Annotated in this window: 17 protein-coding genes and 1 pseudogene; 9 read left to right on the top strand and 9 right to left on the bottom strand. The window is 73.0% G+C overall.

Features of this window, described 5'->3' with window-relative positions:
* Positions 1–73: 73 nt before the first annotated feature.
* A complete protein-coding gene (locus RH94_RS02025; protein WP_073945961.1) occupies positions 74–421 on the top strand; it encodes a carboxymuconolactone decarboxylase family protein in 348 nt (115 codons plus the stop codon).
* Between the two features lie 94 nt (positions 422–515).
* Here RH94_RS02025 and RH94_RS02020 read toward each other — a convergent pair whose 3' ends face one another.
* The 6 genes from RH94_RS02020 to RH94_RS01995 all read right to left on the bottom strand — a co-directional run bounded on the left by RH94_RS02020 (position 516) and on the right by RH94_RS01995 (position 6,014).
* Positions 516–890 carry a DUF488 domain-containing protein gene (locus RH94_RS02020; protein ID WP_073945979.1) on the bottom strand — a complete coding sequence of 125 codons (375 nt, stop codon included), beginning with the start codon at positions 888–890 and terminating at the stop codon, positions 516–518.
* 16 nt (positions 891–906) lie between these two features.
* The gene (locus RH94_RS02015) at positions 907–1,428 is read right to left on the bottom strand and encodes a DUF2231 domain-containing protein (RefSeq protein WP_073945960.1); all 522 of its coding nucleotides are present in this window, start codon (positions 1,426–1,428) and stop codon (positions 907–909) included.
* Positions 1,429–1,565: 137 nt separating this feature from the next.
* A complete protein-coding gene (locus RH94_RS02010; protein ID WP_073945959.1) occupies positions 1,566–1,853 on the bottom strand; it encodes a hypothetical protein in 288 nt (95 codons plus the stop codon).
* A gap of 122 nt (positions 1,854–1,975) precedes the next feature.
* Positions 1,976–3,871, bottom strand: a complete 1,896-nt coding sequence (locus tag RH94_RS02005) for a CocE/NonD family hydrolase (protein WP_073945958.1) — start codon at positions 3,869–3,871, stop codon at positions 1,976–1,978.
* A gap of 368 nt (positions 3,872–4,239) precedes the next feature.
* Positions 4,240–5,352 (bottom strand): sensor histidine kinase, encoded by a 1,113-nt coding sequence (locus RH94_RS02000; protein ID WP_073945957.1) that lies wholly within the window; start codon positions 5,350–5,352, stop codon positions 4,240–4,242.
* Positions 5,349–6,014 (bottom strand): response regulator, encoded by a 666-nt coding sequence (locus RH94_RS01995; protein ID WP_073945956.1) that lies wholly within the window; start codon positions 6,012–6,014, stop codon positions 5,349–5,351. The genes RH94_RS02000 and RH94_RS01995 overlap by 4 nt, the downstream gene beginning before the upstream one ends.
* 202 nt (positions 6,015–6,216) lie before the next feature.
* Here RH94_RS01995 and RH94_RS01990 point away from each other — a divergent pair, with 202 nt between their 5' ends.
* Positions 6,217–7,503: a DUF418 domain-containing protein gene (locus RH94_RS01990; RefSeq protein ID WP_073945955.1), complete on the top strand. Its 1,287-nt coding sequence runs from the start codon at positions 6,217–6,219 to the stop codon at positions 7,501–7,503.
* Between the two features lie 48 nt (positions 7,504–7,551).
* Here RH94_RS01990 and RH94_RS01985 read toward each other — a convergent pair whose 3' ends face one another.
* Positions 7,552–9,042 carry an AAA family ATPase gene (locus tag RH94_RS01985; RefSeq protein WP_079188856.1) on the bottom strand — a complete coding sequence of 497 codons (1,491 nt, stop codon included), beginning with the start codon at positions 9,040–9,042 and terminating at the stop codon, positions 7,552–7,554.
* A 171-nt stretch (positions 9,043–9,213) separates the two neighbouring features.
* Entirely contained in the window at positions 9,214–9,903 is a 690-nt protein-coding gene (locus RH94_RS01980; RefSeq protein ID WP_073945953.1) for a CBS domain-containing protein, read from the bottom strand.
* On the opposite strand from RH94_RS01980, the pseudogene RH94_RS46525 reads away from it, so the two are divergent.
* Positions 9,892–10,581, top strand: a pseudogene (locus tag RH94_RS46525) (integrase core domain-containing protein); the annotation flags it as partial. The gene RH94_RS01980 and the pseudogene RH94_RS46525 sit on opposite strands and share 12 nt — an antisense overlap.
* A gap of 89 nt (positions 10,582–10,670) precedes the next feature.
* Here RH94_RS46525 and RH94_RS41970 read toward each other — a convergent pair.
* On the bottom strand, positions 10,671–10,889 hold the full coding sequence (locus RH94_RS41970) for a hypothetical protein (RefSeq protein WP_234425472.1): 219 nt from the start codon (positions 10,887–10,889) through the stop codon (positions 10,671–10,673).
* Here RH94_RS41970 and RH94_RS40535 point away from each other — a divergent pair.
* The 6 genes from RH94_RS40535 to RH94_RS41965 form a co-directional block, all read left to right on the top strand.
* A complete protein-coding gene (locus tag RH94_RS40535) occupies positions 10,855–10,995 on the top strand; it encodes an ATP-binding protein (protein ID WP_158073002.1) in 141 nt (46 codons plus the stop codon). The genes RH94_RS41970 and RH94_RS40535 overlap by 35 nt on opposite strands.
* 139 nt (positions 10,996–11,134) lie before the next feature.
* A complete protein-coding gene (locus tag RH94_RS01970) occupies positions 11,135–11,701 on the top strand; it encodes a GNAT family N-acetyltransferase (protein ID WP_073945951.1) in 567 nt (188 codons plus the stop codon).
* A 293-nt stretch (positions 11,702–11,994) separates the two neighbouring features.
* Positions 11,995–12,237, top strand: a complete 243-nt coding sequence (locus tag RH94_RS01965) for a hypothetical protein (protein ID WP_143203938.1) — start codon at positions 11,995–11,997, stop codon at positions 12,235–12,237.
* A 135-nt stretch (positions 12,238–12,372) separates the two neighbouring features.
* Positions 12,373–13,173, top strand: a complete 801-nt coding sequence (locus RH94_RS01960; RefSeq protein WP_234425464.1) for a hypothetical protein — start codon at positions 12,373–12,375, stop codon at positions 13,171–13,173.
* On the top strand, positions 13,110–13,844 hold the full coding sequence (locus RH94_RS01955; RefSeq protein WP_073945949.1) for a DUF1775 domain-containing protein: 735 nt from the start codon (positions 13,110–13,112) through the stop codon (positions 13,842–13,844). The genes RH94_RS01960 and RH94_RS01955 overlap by 64 nt, the downstream gene beginning before the upstream one ends.
* A 234-nt stretch (positions 13,845–14,078) precedes the next feature.
* Positions 14,079–14,311, top strand: a 233-nt coding sequence (locus RH94_RS41965) for a hypothetical protein (RefSeq protein WP_234425463.1), incomplete at its 3' end; no start/stop codon positions are given.

Below are 14,311 nucleotides of genomic sequence, written 5' to 3'. Positions count from 1 at the left end.
CCCGCCTGCCAGTGGCACTTCCGCGCTGATACGACGGATCTGCACGAGTGGACGAGAACCAGGAGACGAGCAGATGACCGAGTCCGTCTACCATCCGGCCACCCCTGAGATCGGCGCCCGCCGGGCACAGCTCGCCCCAGCCGTCGACGAGGCGTTCGAGAACTTCAGCCGCGCCGTGTTCGCCGAAGGGGCCCTGCCGGAGAAGACCAAGCAGCTGATCGCCGTGGCCGTCGCGCATGTCACGCAGTGCCCGTACTGCATCCAGGGGCACACCCGCCTCGCACGGCGCAAAGGAGCCGGACCCGAAGAGATCATGGAGGCCATCTGGGTCGCCGCAGAGATGCGCGCCGGCGGCGCCTACGCCCACTCCACTCTGGCCCTGTACGCGATGGACGAGACAGCGCCGCATCCGCACCAGTGACGGTGCTCCGCCGACGCTGTCCCGTCGACGCCCGCCCGGCAACGGCACAGGGCAGTGGCACGGGGCGGCGGCACGGGGCGGCGGCGACCCGGGCTCAGGTGCCGGCGTGCTCGTGCCCGGCCAGCCACTCGGCCAGGACGGCTGCCTGGCTGTGGTCCACGTCCTTGGTGGCGGTCAGCAGTGTGAGCCGGTCACGGGCGGCGAGGTCCAGCAGGTGCCGGGCCGCCTCACGGTGCCCCGCGTCGCGCAGCTCGGCACGGTAGCGGCGACGGAACTCCGCGAAACGGGACGGCTCGTGGCCGTACCAGCGGCGCAGTTCGCTGGACGGGGCGACATCGCGCAGCCACTCGTCCAGGTGCGCGTCCTCCTTGCGCATGCCCCGCGGCCAGACCCGGTCGACGAGAACCCGCTTGCCGTCCTGCGGCGAGGTCTCCTCGTAGACGCGGCGGCAGGTGATCCGTGCGGTCATGACGGCACCCCGCCGGTCAGGCCGCACGGTGCCGGTGGGCGCCGAGCCGGTGCACGTCCTGCACCGCGAGCTCGTCACGTGCCTGCCCCGGGGTGAGGTGGATGCCGACGTGGTAGTCCTGGACCAGCGTCCAGCCGAGGAAGCCGGCGGCGATGGTGCAGGCGACCCCGGCCGAGGTGAGCGCGAGGCCGGGGGTGGTCCCGGTGGCCGGGCCGTTCCAGTGGGTGACGTACGTCCCCAGGCTGATGGCGAACAGCACGAGCGCGGCCACGTTGAGACCGGCGTGGGCCAGGCCGACGGTCTTGGCGGCCGAGCCGCGGGGGATGCCGAAGGACCAGTCGACGAATCCCGGGAGCGCGGCGAGCAGGGCGCTGCCGACGCCGACGACGTTCAGCGCGATCGCCAGGTTGAGCCAGAACTGGTGCCCGGTGGCCGCGTACACGGCGAAGCCCGCGAGGGTCCCCGTGTAGAAGGCGACCGGGAAGCCGATCAGCATCGGGTGGACGGGGTGGCCGGCGACTGTGGCCTTGCTGTACATGAAGCCTCCTGAGTGGCCCCGTTCGAACGTGTCGGGCGCTCCCTGTCAGCGTCCCCCGCCGACAGGATCCGCAACCGCGCGGGGCACGGCGGCGGGCGCCGCGGGACGAGGTGCCAAGCGGTGCCGGGCGGTCTGCCTCACGCGTGCTTCAGGCGCCGGCTCACTTCGTCGATGTACTGGTCGCCGTAGGCGGCGGCGACGTCGTCGAGGTCGACCAGTGGGGGAATGTCCATGACCGGCTGCCGCTCGCTGAGATAGAGGACGGTCTCCTCGATCACCCGCTGTTCGTCGTCCTCCGCCACGTCGAGCAGGCCGACGACGTCCGGGCTCGCCTGGAACCGCGACTCGATCACGCCACCGCTGTACCGGGCACGCACCAGATAGTCGTGATCGCCCATGGGCTCGATCTGAAATTGCTCGGACATGACCGACGAGTACCCGTGGTGCCGTCGAGTATCCGGCGATCGGGAGACGCGGGTGCGGGCCGGCGCCGGCCGGTGCTCCGGGCCGTGCCCGGAAGCCCTGGCGGCCGGCGCCGGCCCTGGTGTCAGAGGCGGCCGCCGGGGACGACCGTGAACGTCGCGGGACCGGCCGGCAGACTCACCGTGTACTGGCGCAGATAGGTGTCCAGGAACGGTGAGCGGGCGCCGGCGGTGGCGGTGTCACGGGCCGGGTCGTCCAGGGCCAGCCCGAGCTGCGCGCCCTTGACCTCGATCTTCTTCCCGGAGGGCGTGGCACGCCACGAGCCGGTCTGGATGGAACCGATCTCCACGGCCAGGACGTGCCCGGCCGCCAGGGTCCAGTCGGTCGCCTTGAGGTCGACGGTCATCCGGCCCGGGCGCAGCAGGGAGACCTGCTCGTCGAACATGACGGCGGTACCGTCCGGGGCGACGTCGTACAGCTTGAGCATGACGTTGCCCTCCCCCTTGGCGGTCAGGGAGATCCGCGGGGTGCCGGTGACGCGCACGGCCTGCTCGACCGGCTGGGACCACACGAAGAAGCTCGACGTGACCTTCCCGGCCCTCTGGAGCTTCGCCAGCCCCTTGGCCAGGCCCTTCGGCGCGGCCGGGTCGAGCGCGGGCGCGTTCTCCATGTCCCACTTCCCGGACGGCTGAGCGGTGGCCGACGGCACCGGCTCGCCGGACGCGGCCAGGGCCGCGCGGGCGGAGGCGCCGCCGTCGTCCACGTACGAACCGCCGCCGAGCGGGAGGGTGACGGACCGCTTCACGACCGGCCAGGTGCTCTGGGCACGCCAGGCACCGGTGGAGTCCTCCACGGCGTAGGCAGGGTGGCGGACCTTCGGCTTGATGCCCTTGAGGTACTGGTCGTAGAAGGAGAGGGTCTCGTCGTACCAGCCCTCGCGGCCCATGGACAGACGCCCGTCACCGGTGCGGTCGCCGCCGCGCACGTGCTCCCACTGGCCGAGCCACCCGCGCTCGGGGCCCACGTGGTGGTCGAGGTACTCCTGCATCTCCTCGGGCTTGGTGTTGTTCTCGATGAAGCCCTGGGTGACGAACAGCGGAGTGCGGCTTCCCCTGGCCATCCTCGCCAGGTCACGGTCGGTCCAGTGCTTGTCCCACTGGTCGGCGATCCTGTACCCGGCCGCGTTCTGCGTCAGGCACTCCGGGTGGGTCTCCTCCCACCGGGCGTTGGCCTGGTAGCGCGCGTCGTCGTCCGTCATCGGGGCCATCGTGGCGATGGAGTTGTAGGCGTTGGCGGTACCGGTGACGTTCGGGCGGGGCACGCCGTTGGAGTAGATGTACTGGTACATGTCCCACACGGGCTCCTGGGCGACGACGGCCTTGAGCGCCTTCTGGCCCAGGTTGTTGCCGATCAGGCCCGTGACGGCGTCGTAGGACTTGCCGTACATGCCGACCGCGCCGGTGCTCCACGGCTGTCCCGCGGCCCAGTCGACCGCGGCCCTGACGTCCGCCTGCTCGCCGGGACCGGCCCAGTCGAGGCAGCCGGTGGAGCCGCCGAAGCCGCGCAGGTCCACCATGACGAAGGCGTAGCCGCGGGCGAACAGGTCGGTGCCCTCGACGAAGTCCAGGAAGCGGGACGAGGGGCCGGTGTGCGTCCAGCCCTCGGGGCCGGTCTGCCCGGAGTGCCCGAAGTACGGGCCGACCGACAGGATGACGGGCACCTTCTTGCCCCTGGGCAGCTTCTCGGGCAGCAGGACGTCGGCGTGCAGCTCGGTGCCGGAGCGGTCCGAGGACGGGAAGTAGTGCTGGGTCCAGACCGAGCCCTTGGGGACGCGGTCGTTCTGCTCGTGCGTGACGGGGTCGGTCGCGGTGGCGACCGCACCCGTCCGGGCCTGCGCCGGGGCGGCGGGCCCGGACGCCACGCCGGGCGCCGCGGTGACGGGGCCGGCGAGCGCACCGGTCGATGCGAGGGTGATGACGAGTACCGAGGCGGCCCAGGCCGCCGCGCGACGTCTTTTCACATGCTCCTCCCGAGGTGGTGGGAACGGGGCGGTGCAGGTGGTGCGGACGAGCAGCGGCCCCGAGCCGGAGCCGACGGCGACGGAGCCTATGATCACCGTTGAAACGCGTCAACAGGGCCGTACGTGTCGCGTGTTACCGGTGCGGCTGCTCTTCGCGCCCGTCGGCCCGCCCGACTCCCNCCCGCCGTGAGGAACCCGGCTGATCCCGCTTCGGTCACCCGGTCCGTGCACCGCCCCCGTCGGAACGGAAGATGACGGTCCGGTACCTGTGGCGGGCGATGACAGCCCCGCTGCCGGACCCTCGGCACCGGTGCGCACACAGGTGGTGCGGGGAGCACGCCCACGGAGCCGGCGCGGCGTGCGGGAAGTCAACGGTTCTGCACGAAGGGCACTTCCAGGCGGAGTTCGTAGCCGCCGTCGGCCGTGGGGCCGGCGGTGACGGTGCCGCCGAGGAGTTCGGCGCGCTGGCCCAGGCCCGCGAGGCCGTGGTGGGCGCTGGGCAGGGGGAGCGAGGGGCGCGTGGGAGCGGTGTTGGTGACGGTGGCGAGGACCGTGCCGTCCACACAGCGGACGCGGACGGTCGCCGTCGCGCCGGGGGCGTGCTTGCGGACGTTGGTCAGGGCTTCCTGGACGGTGCGGTAGACGGCGCGCTGGACCGTGGGCGGAAGGTCCTCGGGCAGGTCCGTCTCCAGTTTGGCCTCGATGCCGCTGCCGTCGACCAGTCGCCGCAGGTCGGCGAGGGACGGCTGGGGAGTGAGTTCCGTGGGGCGGATGCCGGAGGCGCGCAGCACGCTGACCATGTGCCGCAGCTCGTCCAGGGTCTGCACGCTGAGCTGCCGGATCGTGGCCGCGGCCTGCCTGGTCTCGGCGTCCCGGCCGCCGACCTGGAGGGCCCCGGCCTGTACGGCGATGAGGCTGACCTGGTGGGAGACCACGTCGTGCATTTCGCGGGCGAGCTGTGCGCGTTCCTGTGCCAGGACGCTCTGGGAGGCGAGCAGCCGTTCGTGCTCGCGAGCCTCGGTGATCTCGGTGAGCCGCAACGACAGTTCGCGCCGGGCCTGGACGAGTTGGCCGAGGAAGACGGGGGCGGCCGCGGTGGCCAGGGTGTAGCTGAGGTGAACGAGGTTGCGGGTGCCGGAGAGCTGGGACGTCTTCAGGGCCCACCACGGCCAGGGCAGGAAGTCGGTGACCCCGTAGGCCAGGGCGCAGCCGACCAGCAGGACGCGGTGGCGGCTGAGCGAGGACAGTGTGTACAGCGCCGCCGTCGTGGCGAACACCGCGTCGGTGATCAGGGCGGTGGGGACCGTGAGCACGAAGGTGGTCAGCGGCAGACGGCGCCGCAGGGCGAGGGCGCACGCGCCGAGCAGCGCGCAGGCCATGGCCGGCTGCTCCTCGAAGTCGACGTTCACCCAGGCGTTCGCCAGCGAGACCCCGACGAGGGCGGCGTCCAGCAGCGGAGCGGGCGGCCGCCGGTTGTTCATCGGCCGTTCCCGTCCCGCGCCGGGCCGAGCAGACCCGCGCGTTCGGCGATCAGGACGGCCTGCACACGGCTGCCGACCTCCAGTTTGCCGAGCACGGCGCTGACGTGGCCCTTGACGGTGCCGGTGCTCAGGTGCATCCGCTTGCCGATGTCCGTGTTGCCGAGCCCTTCGGCCATGAGGACGAGGACCGCCCGCTCGCGCCGGGTCAGCCGGGCGGTGAGGCGCGCGGCGGGCTCGCGCACACCCGTGCCGAGATAGGCGTCCACCACCGTGCGGGTGACCTTCGACGACAGCACCGTCCCGCCCTCGGCCAGGGCCCTGACGAGATGCGGAAGCTGCTCCGGGTCGGTGTCCTTGAGCAGGAACCCGGCGGCGCCCGAGCGCAGCGCGGTCGCCACGTACTCGTCGGCGTCGAACGTGGTGAGCATGGCCACGACCGGGGGCTCCGGCATACGGCGGAGGTCGGCCAGGACGGTGAGCCCGTCCACGTCCGGCATCCGGATGTCCAGCAGGACGACGTCGGGGCGCGCCTCACGCACCGCCCGGACGGCCTGGCCGCCGGGGACCGCCGCCACGACCTCGATGTCGTCCGCCCTGTTGAGGATGTACGTGAAACCCCCGCGAACCAGGGCCTCGTCGTCGACCACCAGTACCCGGATCAACCAGTGCTCCGCTCGTCGCATGCCCGCCTCCGATCCGTACCACGCCGGGAGTGTCCACGAACCGGTTCGACGCGTGCGCCCACCGATCGGCCGTACGCCCCACGCCCCCGGTCAGTCGACCGGGTTGCTTCGGCCGGTCGGCGGGGTGCTTTCGGCAGGACACCGGGGTGACGGCGCCGGGCGCGGGGCAAAGGCTGAGAGCATGACGCAGAACGTATCGTCGGCTGTGCCGACCGAGGTGCCCCCCGAGGCTCGGGCCGGACTGAAGACGGACCGTCCCCCCGCCTCCCCGCCGCCCTCCGCCGGCACGCCGTCGTCGGGGCGGCTGATCGGCATCGACCTCGCCCGCGGGCTCGCGGTCTTCGGCATGTACTCGGCCCACGTCGGCCCCGACGTGACGGTCGGCGGGCCGGTGGGATTCCTGCTGGAGACGGCGCGGGGCCGCTCCTCCGCCCTCTTCGCGGTGCTCGCCGGCTTCTCGCTGGTCCTCATCACCGGCCGTCCGCGTCCGAGGACGGGACGCGCCGGCCGCCAGGCCGTGGCGAGGATGGTGATCCGCGCCGCCGTCCTCATGGTGCTCGGCTACGCCCTGACCGCCCTGGGCACCGGGGTCGACGTCATCCTGAGCTTCTACGGACTGCTCTTCCTCGCGGTCCTCCCCCTGTACCGGCTGCGGGCCAGGACGCTGGCGCTCATCGCCGTCGCGGAGGCACTCGTCCTCCCCCAGGTCCTCTACGTGCTGCGGAAGTCGATGGAGGAGGGGAACTGGGCGGACGCCGTCATCGCCGGGGACCCGCTGGCCCGGATCACCGGTACCCGCGGGGTGGTGGAGCTCCTGTTCACCGGCGAGTATCCGGCCCTCACCTGGATGCCGTTCCTGCTCGCGGGCATGGCGGTGGCCAGGCTCGACCTCGCCGGGCCCGGTGTCCGCTCCCGGCTGGCCCTCGCGGGCGGCGCCCTCGCCCTGCTCGGCTACGGCGGCTCCTGGCTGGCGCTGCGCCTGGTACCCCACGCCCTTTCCGCCGTCGCGCGCGCCACGGGCAGCGGATCGGCGTCGTCCGCATGGTGGTCCGACACCGTCGGCGAACCCGAGAACAGCACCCCGGCGGCCTGGCTGCTGGTGGCCGCACCCCACAGCCAGACGACCTTCTCCATCCTCGGCAACACGGGCGTCGCCCTCGTCGTGCTGGCCGTCTGCCTGACCGTCGCCGGCACGATGCCCCGCCTCACCCGCCTGGCCAGGCCGGTCTCGGTGGTCGGCATGACGGCGCTGACCGCCTACGTCCTGCACATCGTCGCCCTGTGGCTCTTCGCCGACGTGTGGGAGGTGCCGGCGATCGCGGACGACACCATGTCCGCACTGCCGGTACTCCTCGCCTTCGTCGCGGCCGCCACGCTCCTCGCGACCGCGTGGACCCACCGCTTCCGGCGCGGCCCCCTGGAGCACGTACTCCATGTCGCCACCCGCCCCGCGCGGCACGTCCCGTGAGGGGGAGCCGGTGGCGGGCCCGGAGGGGGCAGGCCGAGGGCGTGAGGGCTACGTCCGTCCGTACAGCCGGTCGAGGCCGGCGAGTACGACCCGCCCCCGGGCTTCGGCGTCGCGCAGGGCGGGGCTGAAACCGGCGCCGCTGTAGCAGGCCGGCCGGGTGCGGGTGACGTCCTCGCCGCGGCGGGCGAGGAGGTCGAGGACACCGCGGAGACGTTCCAGATGGCGCAGGTCCATGACCTCGTCCCACCGGGCCAGGCCCACCGACAGCAGGGTCCCGTCGCGGGCGGTGCCGTGGCCGCGTACGACCACTTCCGCCGCCACGTCCGCACCACCGGGGTGCGCCGGGTCGGCCAGTGTCCCGTGGGCCACCGACCCGGGACGGGCGCCGAAGACGTCCGGGTCGGCGAGGTGGAGGACCCAGTCGCGGCAGATCTGGGCGAAGTGGGGTCGCACCACCAGGGAGTCGAAGACCGGGCGGGCGTGCTTCCAGACCGCGACGGGGTCCTGCTGTTCCAGGGCCGACCGGTAGGGGCGTACGGCCGCGTGTTCGAAGGCCAGCAGCGGCTCGGCGACGCGCAGCCTGATGAGGCCGGGCCGGAAGGCGTCGGCCTCGCTGTGCAGCAGGCCGTGCTCCCGCAGCAGCCCGAGACAGCGCGCGGTGTCGGTCAGGGGAGCCCCGAGGCAGTCCGCGACCTGGCCCTGGGTCGAGCAGCCCGAGGCGACCGCGCTGAGGGCGGAGTGGCACAGGGCACGGTCCTTGTGGTCGATCTCCTCCTGGAGCAGGTGGTACGCCTCGCGGAACAGGGGCTTGCCGGGGTTGAGCACGCTCCTGGACACCCACGCGTCGAAGTCCTCCCGCCCCGCGGGTGCGTCGTCCCCGACGTAGTCGCGCCGGTACGCGGGGGTTCCGCCGACGACGGCGTGCACGAGCAGGGCGAGGCCGAGGTCGTCGATGCCCCAGAACCGTGCCGCCCGCCGGTGGTCGAGCGGGCGCACGGCGAGGTGCAGATCGCTGAGCTCGCGCAGCGGGGAGGCCGCACTGAACAGCCGGTGCATCAGGGGCATGGAGCTGCCGCTCAGCAGGAGACGGGCCCGGCCGGGCCGTCCGCCGTCGTGGCGCCGGTAGGCACTGTGCAGGACGGAGGGGAGCGAGGGGCTCTGCCGCACCAGGTCGGGGAACTCGTCGATGACGATGGGCGTCGGACGCCGGTCCCCGAGGGCCAGCAGGTCGTCGACGGCGTCCTCCCAGCCGTGCCAGTGAGGCGGGGGAGACGTGTTCCGGTAGCGGGCGAGTTCGTCGGCGAGGTGGCTCAGCGACTCGGTCTCCGTCCCCTGCTGGGCCCCGAAGTAGAAACCTCCCAGGGCACCGGTGAGCGCCCCCAGCAGGTAGGTCTTGCCCTGCCGGAGCCGTCCGCTCACGACGCCGAGGCGGGCTTCGGGCCGGCTGTCGCAGGCGAACGCGGCGAGTGCCTGCCACTCGGCCTCCCGGTCGAAGACCCTCTGCGGCTTGTCCGGGAGAAGGAGGTCGGACGACGACACGGCCATTCCCCTCGTCAGGCGGTGCTTCCGCTTCCAGTACAACGCCGGGGGCCGGGCCCCGCGACACGCGCGGCGTCCGCGCACCGGGGCCGTACGGCTCCCGCCGGTGCCGGGCGGCCTCGGCCGTGACGACCGCGGCCCGGGCCGTCATCGCGCCGTGTTCGACGGGGATCAGCGCGACGACCCGGGGCGGACGTCCTGGGCGGCCACGTCGTCGACGGTGTAGTCGATCATCGGCCGGACCGTGACGACGCCGTCCACGCCCCTGGCGAGCCGTTCGGCGATCTGAGCGGTGCTGCGGTTCTCGACCTCGCCGCGCAGGGTGACGACACCGTCGTGGACCTGCACCTGCACCTCCATGCCGCCCAGCCGCAGTACCCCCTTCAGCACGTCGTCGCGGATCTCCTCGCGGATCTCCTCGTCGGGACGCAGGAAGACCCGGAGCAGGTCCGAGCGGCTGACGATGCCGACGATGCGGTCCGTCTCGTCCACGACCAGCAGCCGCCTGACCCGGTGGTGGTCCATCGTGCGGGCCGCCCGGGCGACCGGCCAGTCGGGACGAGCGGTGACCACGGGGGTGGTCATCAGCCCGGCCGCGTTCTCCGCGCGTGCCTTGGACCTCTCGTGGGGCCAGCCCGGAGGCGCCGGCTGCTCACCGTACTTGTCCGGCTGCTCGGCCTGCCTGCGGAGCAGGTCCGCTTCGGACACCAGCCCCATCGGCGCTCCGCGTGCGTCGGCCACGGGCACGGCGCTGATGCCGCGGGCGGACAGGACGGATGTGATCTCTTTGAACGGGGTGTCCGGGCGGACGGTGACGACATCGCGTGTCATCACTTCACCGACCGTGCTGTGACGGGTCATCGTCTCAGCTCCTTCCCGCGTGCCGGTCACGCAGTGGACGGCTTGAAGATCCCTCTCTCCACTGTGCTCCTCCACATCCCCGTCGCCGCCAGGGCCGATGGTCCCCTGAAAGCAATCGGAGACACGGCGCACGACGTCGCGGCCGGTGGTGACACGGGACGTGGGGCGTGGCGGCGGCTCACGGCCGTGGCGCGTCCCCGGCGTCGTCGAGGCGGGAGCCGCCCGTCCTCGACCCGGACGGTGACCGAGGCGGGGTCCAGACCGAGGGCCCGGGTCAGATCGCCCGCATCATGCGCCAGGTCGGCCTGGCCGGGCTGCGGCTGCGCGGGAAGCACCGGACCACCATCGCTGACCCGGCCGCCGCGAAGGCAGCCGACCTCATCGGCCGCGACTCCACCGCCGCCGCGGCAGCCTCGCCGGCGCCGTCCCGCACACCGGTCACGGGCCCGGTGCGCGAGCCGGGTCTTCGCCGGCGCCTGCCGCCGGACGTGCGTGACCCAGAGCATGAGCGCCGTCGGCAGCCCGGCGGACAACGCGCTCGCCGGGTCCTTCAACGCGACCCGCAAGCGGGAGACTCCCCAGGGCCGCGGTGCCTGGGCCGACGGGCGCGAAGCCCGCCTCGACCTGTTCCGCCGGCTGCACCGCTGCAACACCCGACGCCGCCGCTCCAGCCTCGGACAACGCAGTCCCCTCGCCTACGGGGCAGCCCTCGCGACAACATCAACTGCGCTGGTCCAAGCCGCATGGCCCGTGGCCGGGATTCCGGGTCAAGGCCCGTTGTCGGCGGGCCCCTTTCCCCGGTTCGCGGCGGCCAGGCACGCCAGGGCCGGGCCGGGGACGCGGACGGCGTTCGCGCGGAGGAATCGGTCCAGGCCGCCGGCGGACGGCTGGATGGCCGTCCGGGCGGAGACGCCCTGCCGTGCGAGGTGACGGTCCGACTCGGCGACCGCCGTGGCGACCCACTCCCCCTTCGCCGAGTGGGACACGATCCTCAACGAGCCCGGGCTCTGTGCGGCCGTCGCCGACCGGGTCACCTTCCGTTGCACCCTCATCCGGACCGGCACGGACTCCTGCCGTTTCCAGACCACTTGACCTGCCCGGCCCTGACAGGCGCGCAGAAAGCGGCACCGGAGCGGAGTTCACTCAAAGCGCGACGGCGTCCGGCCGATAGCGTGTGGTGTTCGACGTGCATGGCCGACAGTGCCTGCAACCGACTGAACTGGTGGGCACGATGAGTGACATGTGGACCGGTGGGAAGGTACGCCTGCGGGGTGTCGAGCCGGAGGACTGGGAAGGCTTTCGAGACCTGGCCCAGAACACCGTCGATGTCCGCAACGCCGACCTGGTCGAACCTCCACGCTCGGACGAGAGCTTTCGTTCCTGGACTGCTGAGCGTGCTGGACGCCCACCAGGAGGTGAGGCATTCCGGCTGGTGGTCGAGGTGCTGGCCGACCGCGCGTTCGCAGGGGCTGTGACAGTCGGAGAGACCGACAGCCGTGCCGGGCGGTTCAGGACGGGCATCGAGATCGCCCGCGATCACCGCCGCAGGGGATATGCGGCCGAGGCCACCGAACTGCTCCTCACCTACATGTTCGCCGAGCAGCGCCACAACAAGTGCGAGGTAGAGGTCTACGCGTTCAACGACGCCTCCCTCGCCCTCTACCGCAAGCTGGGCTTCGTCGAGGAGGGACGGCTTCGCCAGCATGAATTCTTCGCCGGCAGCTACCACGACGTTGTGCTGCTCGGCATCACCGCTGCCGAATACTGGGCCACCCACCAGCGTCCATCGGTGCGGTGACCCCCGCCGCCGTCTGCGTGCGGTGAGCCGGAGAACCGGGTCCCTGCGAGTTGAACCGCTCCGGAGCCCCCACCGGTCCCGGAGCGGTTCAGCGGGCGCAGACGGTCGTCACGTCACCCCGCGGGCTGGCGGCCGCCGGTGGGCACTTTGGACAGGGAGTCGTCCTGCGGCTGGTGGTGGGGCCGGTCGTACACCGTGTCAGCGGTGTACGGCTCCGGAGACCGGCGGCCGCGCCGGTTGCGCTCTGCCGGAGGGACGCCTGCGGCAACCATGTCGGTGTCGGAGCCGCGACCGTGACGGCGCCGGCGACCGGGACCCTCGGCGTCGGCGTGGACGTGATCATGTATCTGGTGTCCGAGGAACTGTTGCGTGAGGCGTACGAGCACGACACCGGACCGGCGGAGTTCGCGGTGCTGCTCGCCGGATTCCTGCCGTTCCCCTGCGCCGGAACCGCCGTCGGCCGGCCCTCCGTACGGGGCGACGCCGGCGTACCGGCAGCAGGTGTCCCAGCGTGCTGTTCTGCGCCGCCCGGCTGAACATCGGCGTCAGGGACCACGTATCTCCGAGGAGTGCGCCCGCGGCGGCCCGGCGGCAGGCGCGTGAGGCAGTGCCGACCACAGCCGGGCCTGTGAACGCGGCGAGACGGAGGGGCGAGCGATGGGGGCGATGAGGTGATTCCCCTGGAGGGCCGTTCCGGCCGGCCGTCCACGAGCCTCGTCGTCGCCTGCGTCCGGGCCGGGCTGTTCGCCCTGGCCGGCAGCGTACTTGCCGCCCTGGGCCACCACACGGTGGCCGACGGGGCGGTTCCGTGGCGGCTTGTGGCACTGCTGGCGGGGACTCAGTTCGCCGTGGTCTGGCCCGCTGCCCGCCGCCGTTTCTCGCTCGCCTCGGTCGTCGGCGGCACGCTCGCCGCACAGGGCGTGCTGCATCTGGTGCTCACGCTCGCCGGCGGCCGGAACGGCGCGGCGACGGACCACTTGGGCCACGGCGGTCATGCCGGTCACGTGATGCACGCTCATGCGGTGACGGCCGAGGGGAACGGATCTGCCTGGCATCAGACTTCCGCCGCCATGACCGCCGTCCACGTGCTTGCCGGGCTGGCGGTGGCCTGGTTGCTGCACCGCGCCGATGCGGCCGTGGCGGTCGCCGTGGTTGCCGCCCGGGCCCTGGCCGGTGCCGCGACGGCCGTCGCCGCCCTGCTGCTGCCGCCCACGGCAGGCGTGCGGGCCCGTACGCTGCCCGTCGTGCGGGTCACCGAACGCTTCGCCCCTTTCGCGCAGGTCCGGACGCGCCTTCTGTGGCACGCGCTGGTGCGCAGGGGACCACCGGGACGCTCCCGCGTCCCGACTCGTCCCTCGCCCGGACGGCCCCCTCGGGCTGCCCGGCACCACCAGCAAGGAGCCACCTCGTGTCCGTCCATCACGCCGCCCGCGCCGCGGGCCGTTTCGCCGTGGCCGGCGCCGCCGCGCTGACCGCCGCCCTCACCCTGGCCGGCCCCGCCTCCGCCCACGCGGAGGTCGAGGCCGACAACCCGCAGGCCCTCGCCGAGGACGTCACCCTCACCTTCGTCTCCGAAGCCGAGTCCGCCAAAGCCGGCTTCACCCAGGTACGCGTCGTCCTGCCCGAAGGCATCACCCCCGGCGACGTCGCCCTCGCCGACGCCCCCGAGGGCTGGAAGCTGAAGACCCTCGCCGACGGTTACACCGTCGGCGGCCCCGCCCTCAAGACCGGGGTGGACGCCGAGTACCGCATCACGGTCCGGCAGCTGCCGGACGCCAAGCAGCTCGTGTTCAAGACCGTCGAGACCTACAGCGACGGCGAGATCTCCCGATGGATCGAACTGCCCACCGGCGGTGCCGAGTCCGAGCAGCCCGCCCCCGTGCTGGAGTTGAAGGCCGCGGCACCGGGCGCGACCCCGCTCGGCACCAGCCCGTCCACCAGCACCACCCCCAGCACCGCACAGGGACAGAGCACGCCTGCCGAGGCGGCGGCCGAGGCCACGCCCGCCGAGAAGCAGGCCGCCGCGCGGGACGACGGCTCGTCCACCGGCCTGATCGTGGCTTCCGCGATCGCCGTGCTGCTCGTACTGGGCGGCGGCGGGTGGTGGCTGGCCCGGCGCCGGGCCTCCTCCACCACCGGCTGACCGAACCCCGAGCCGCCGCGCCGGCCGCCGTCCGCACCACGCGCGGCGGCACGGCAATGCGCCCCACCCATCAGGTGCCCGGCGGCCGCGCCGGGCACCCCTGCGGGTCGGCCGTCGCCGCTCATTCCCTTCACCGTGCCACTGCGGCACGCCCGTACCGGATCCGGAACCCGGCAGTGGCTGCACGGCCTCCGGGAGTGGACAGGTGAGCGGCGAGGCCGGCGTACGCCTGGCGTGAAGGAGCTGTCGAGCGGCCGGGGCGCCTGCCGGCGGTGCGGCTCCCGCATCGCCGGCAAGGACCTCGTGCACGCGTGCGGCTTCCTCCGGCGGCACGACGCGCTCCGGCCGGCCCGGGGTGCTCCGACCGCCACCGGACTGGCGTGCGCGGTCTCGGTCGCCGCCACCGTCGCCCTGGACAGGACCGGCACGCTCACCGAGGGCATCCCGCGCGTGACCGACGTCCGCCC

Origin of the sequence: Streptomyces kebangsaanensis (genome assembly GCF_001906585.1) — a bacterium.
Lineage (GTDB): Bacteria > Actinomycetota > Actinomycetes > Streptomycetales > Streptomycetaceae > Streptomyces > Streptomyces kebangsaanensis.
The sequence above is the reverse complement of the archived record's forward strand: the minus strand, read 5'-3'. Positions and strand labels throughout refer to the sequence as shown.

What these genes read in the sequence shown, in the direction of transcription:
- RH94_RS02000 (WP_073945957.1), bottom strand. Translation starts at nt 5,352, where the DNA reads ATGAACAACCGGCGGCCGCCCGCTCCGCTGCTGGACGCCGCCCTCGTC.
- RH94_RS01990 (WP_073945955.1), top strand. Translation starts at nt 6,217, where the DNA reads ATGACGCAGAACGTATCGTCGGCTGTGCCGACCGAGGTGCCCCCCGAG.
- RH94_RS01970 (WP_073945951.1), top strand. Translation starts at nt 11,135, where the DNA reads ATGAGTGACATGTGGACCGGTGGGAAGGTACGCCTGCGGGGTGTCGAG.
- RH94_RS02010 (WP_073945959.1), bottom strand. Translation starts at nt 1,853, where the DNA reads ATGTCCGAGCAATTTCAGATCGAGCCCATGGGCGATCACGACTATCTG.
- RH94_RS02015 (WP_073945960.1), bottom strand. Translation starts at nt 1,428, where the DNA reads ATGTACAGCAAGGCCACAGTCGCCGGCCACCCCGTCCACCCGATGCTG.
- RH94_RS02025 (WP_073945961.1), top strand. Translation starts at nt 74, where the DNA reads ATGACCGAGTCCGTCTACCATCCGGCCACCCCTGAGATCGGCGCCCGC.
- RH94_RS02020 (WP_073945979.1), bottom strand. Translation starts at nt 890, where the DNA reads ATGACCGCACGGATCACCTGCCGCCGCGTCTACGAGGAGACCTCGCCG.
- RH94_RS01980 (WP_073945953.1), bottom strand. Translation starts at nt 9,903, where the DNA reads ATGACCCGTCACAGCACGGTCGGTGAAGTGATGACACGCGATGTCGTC.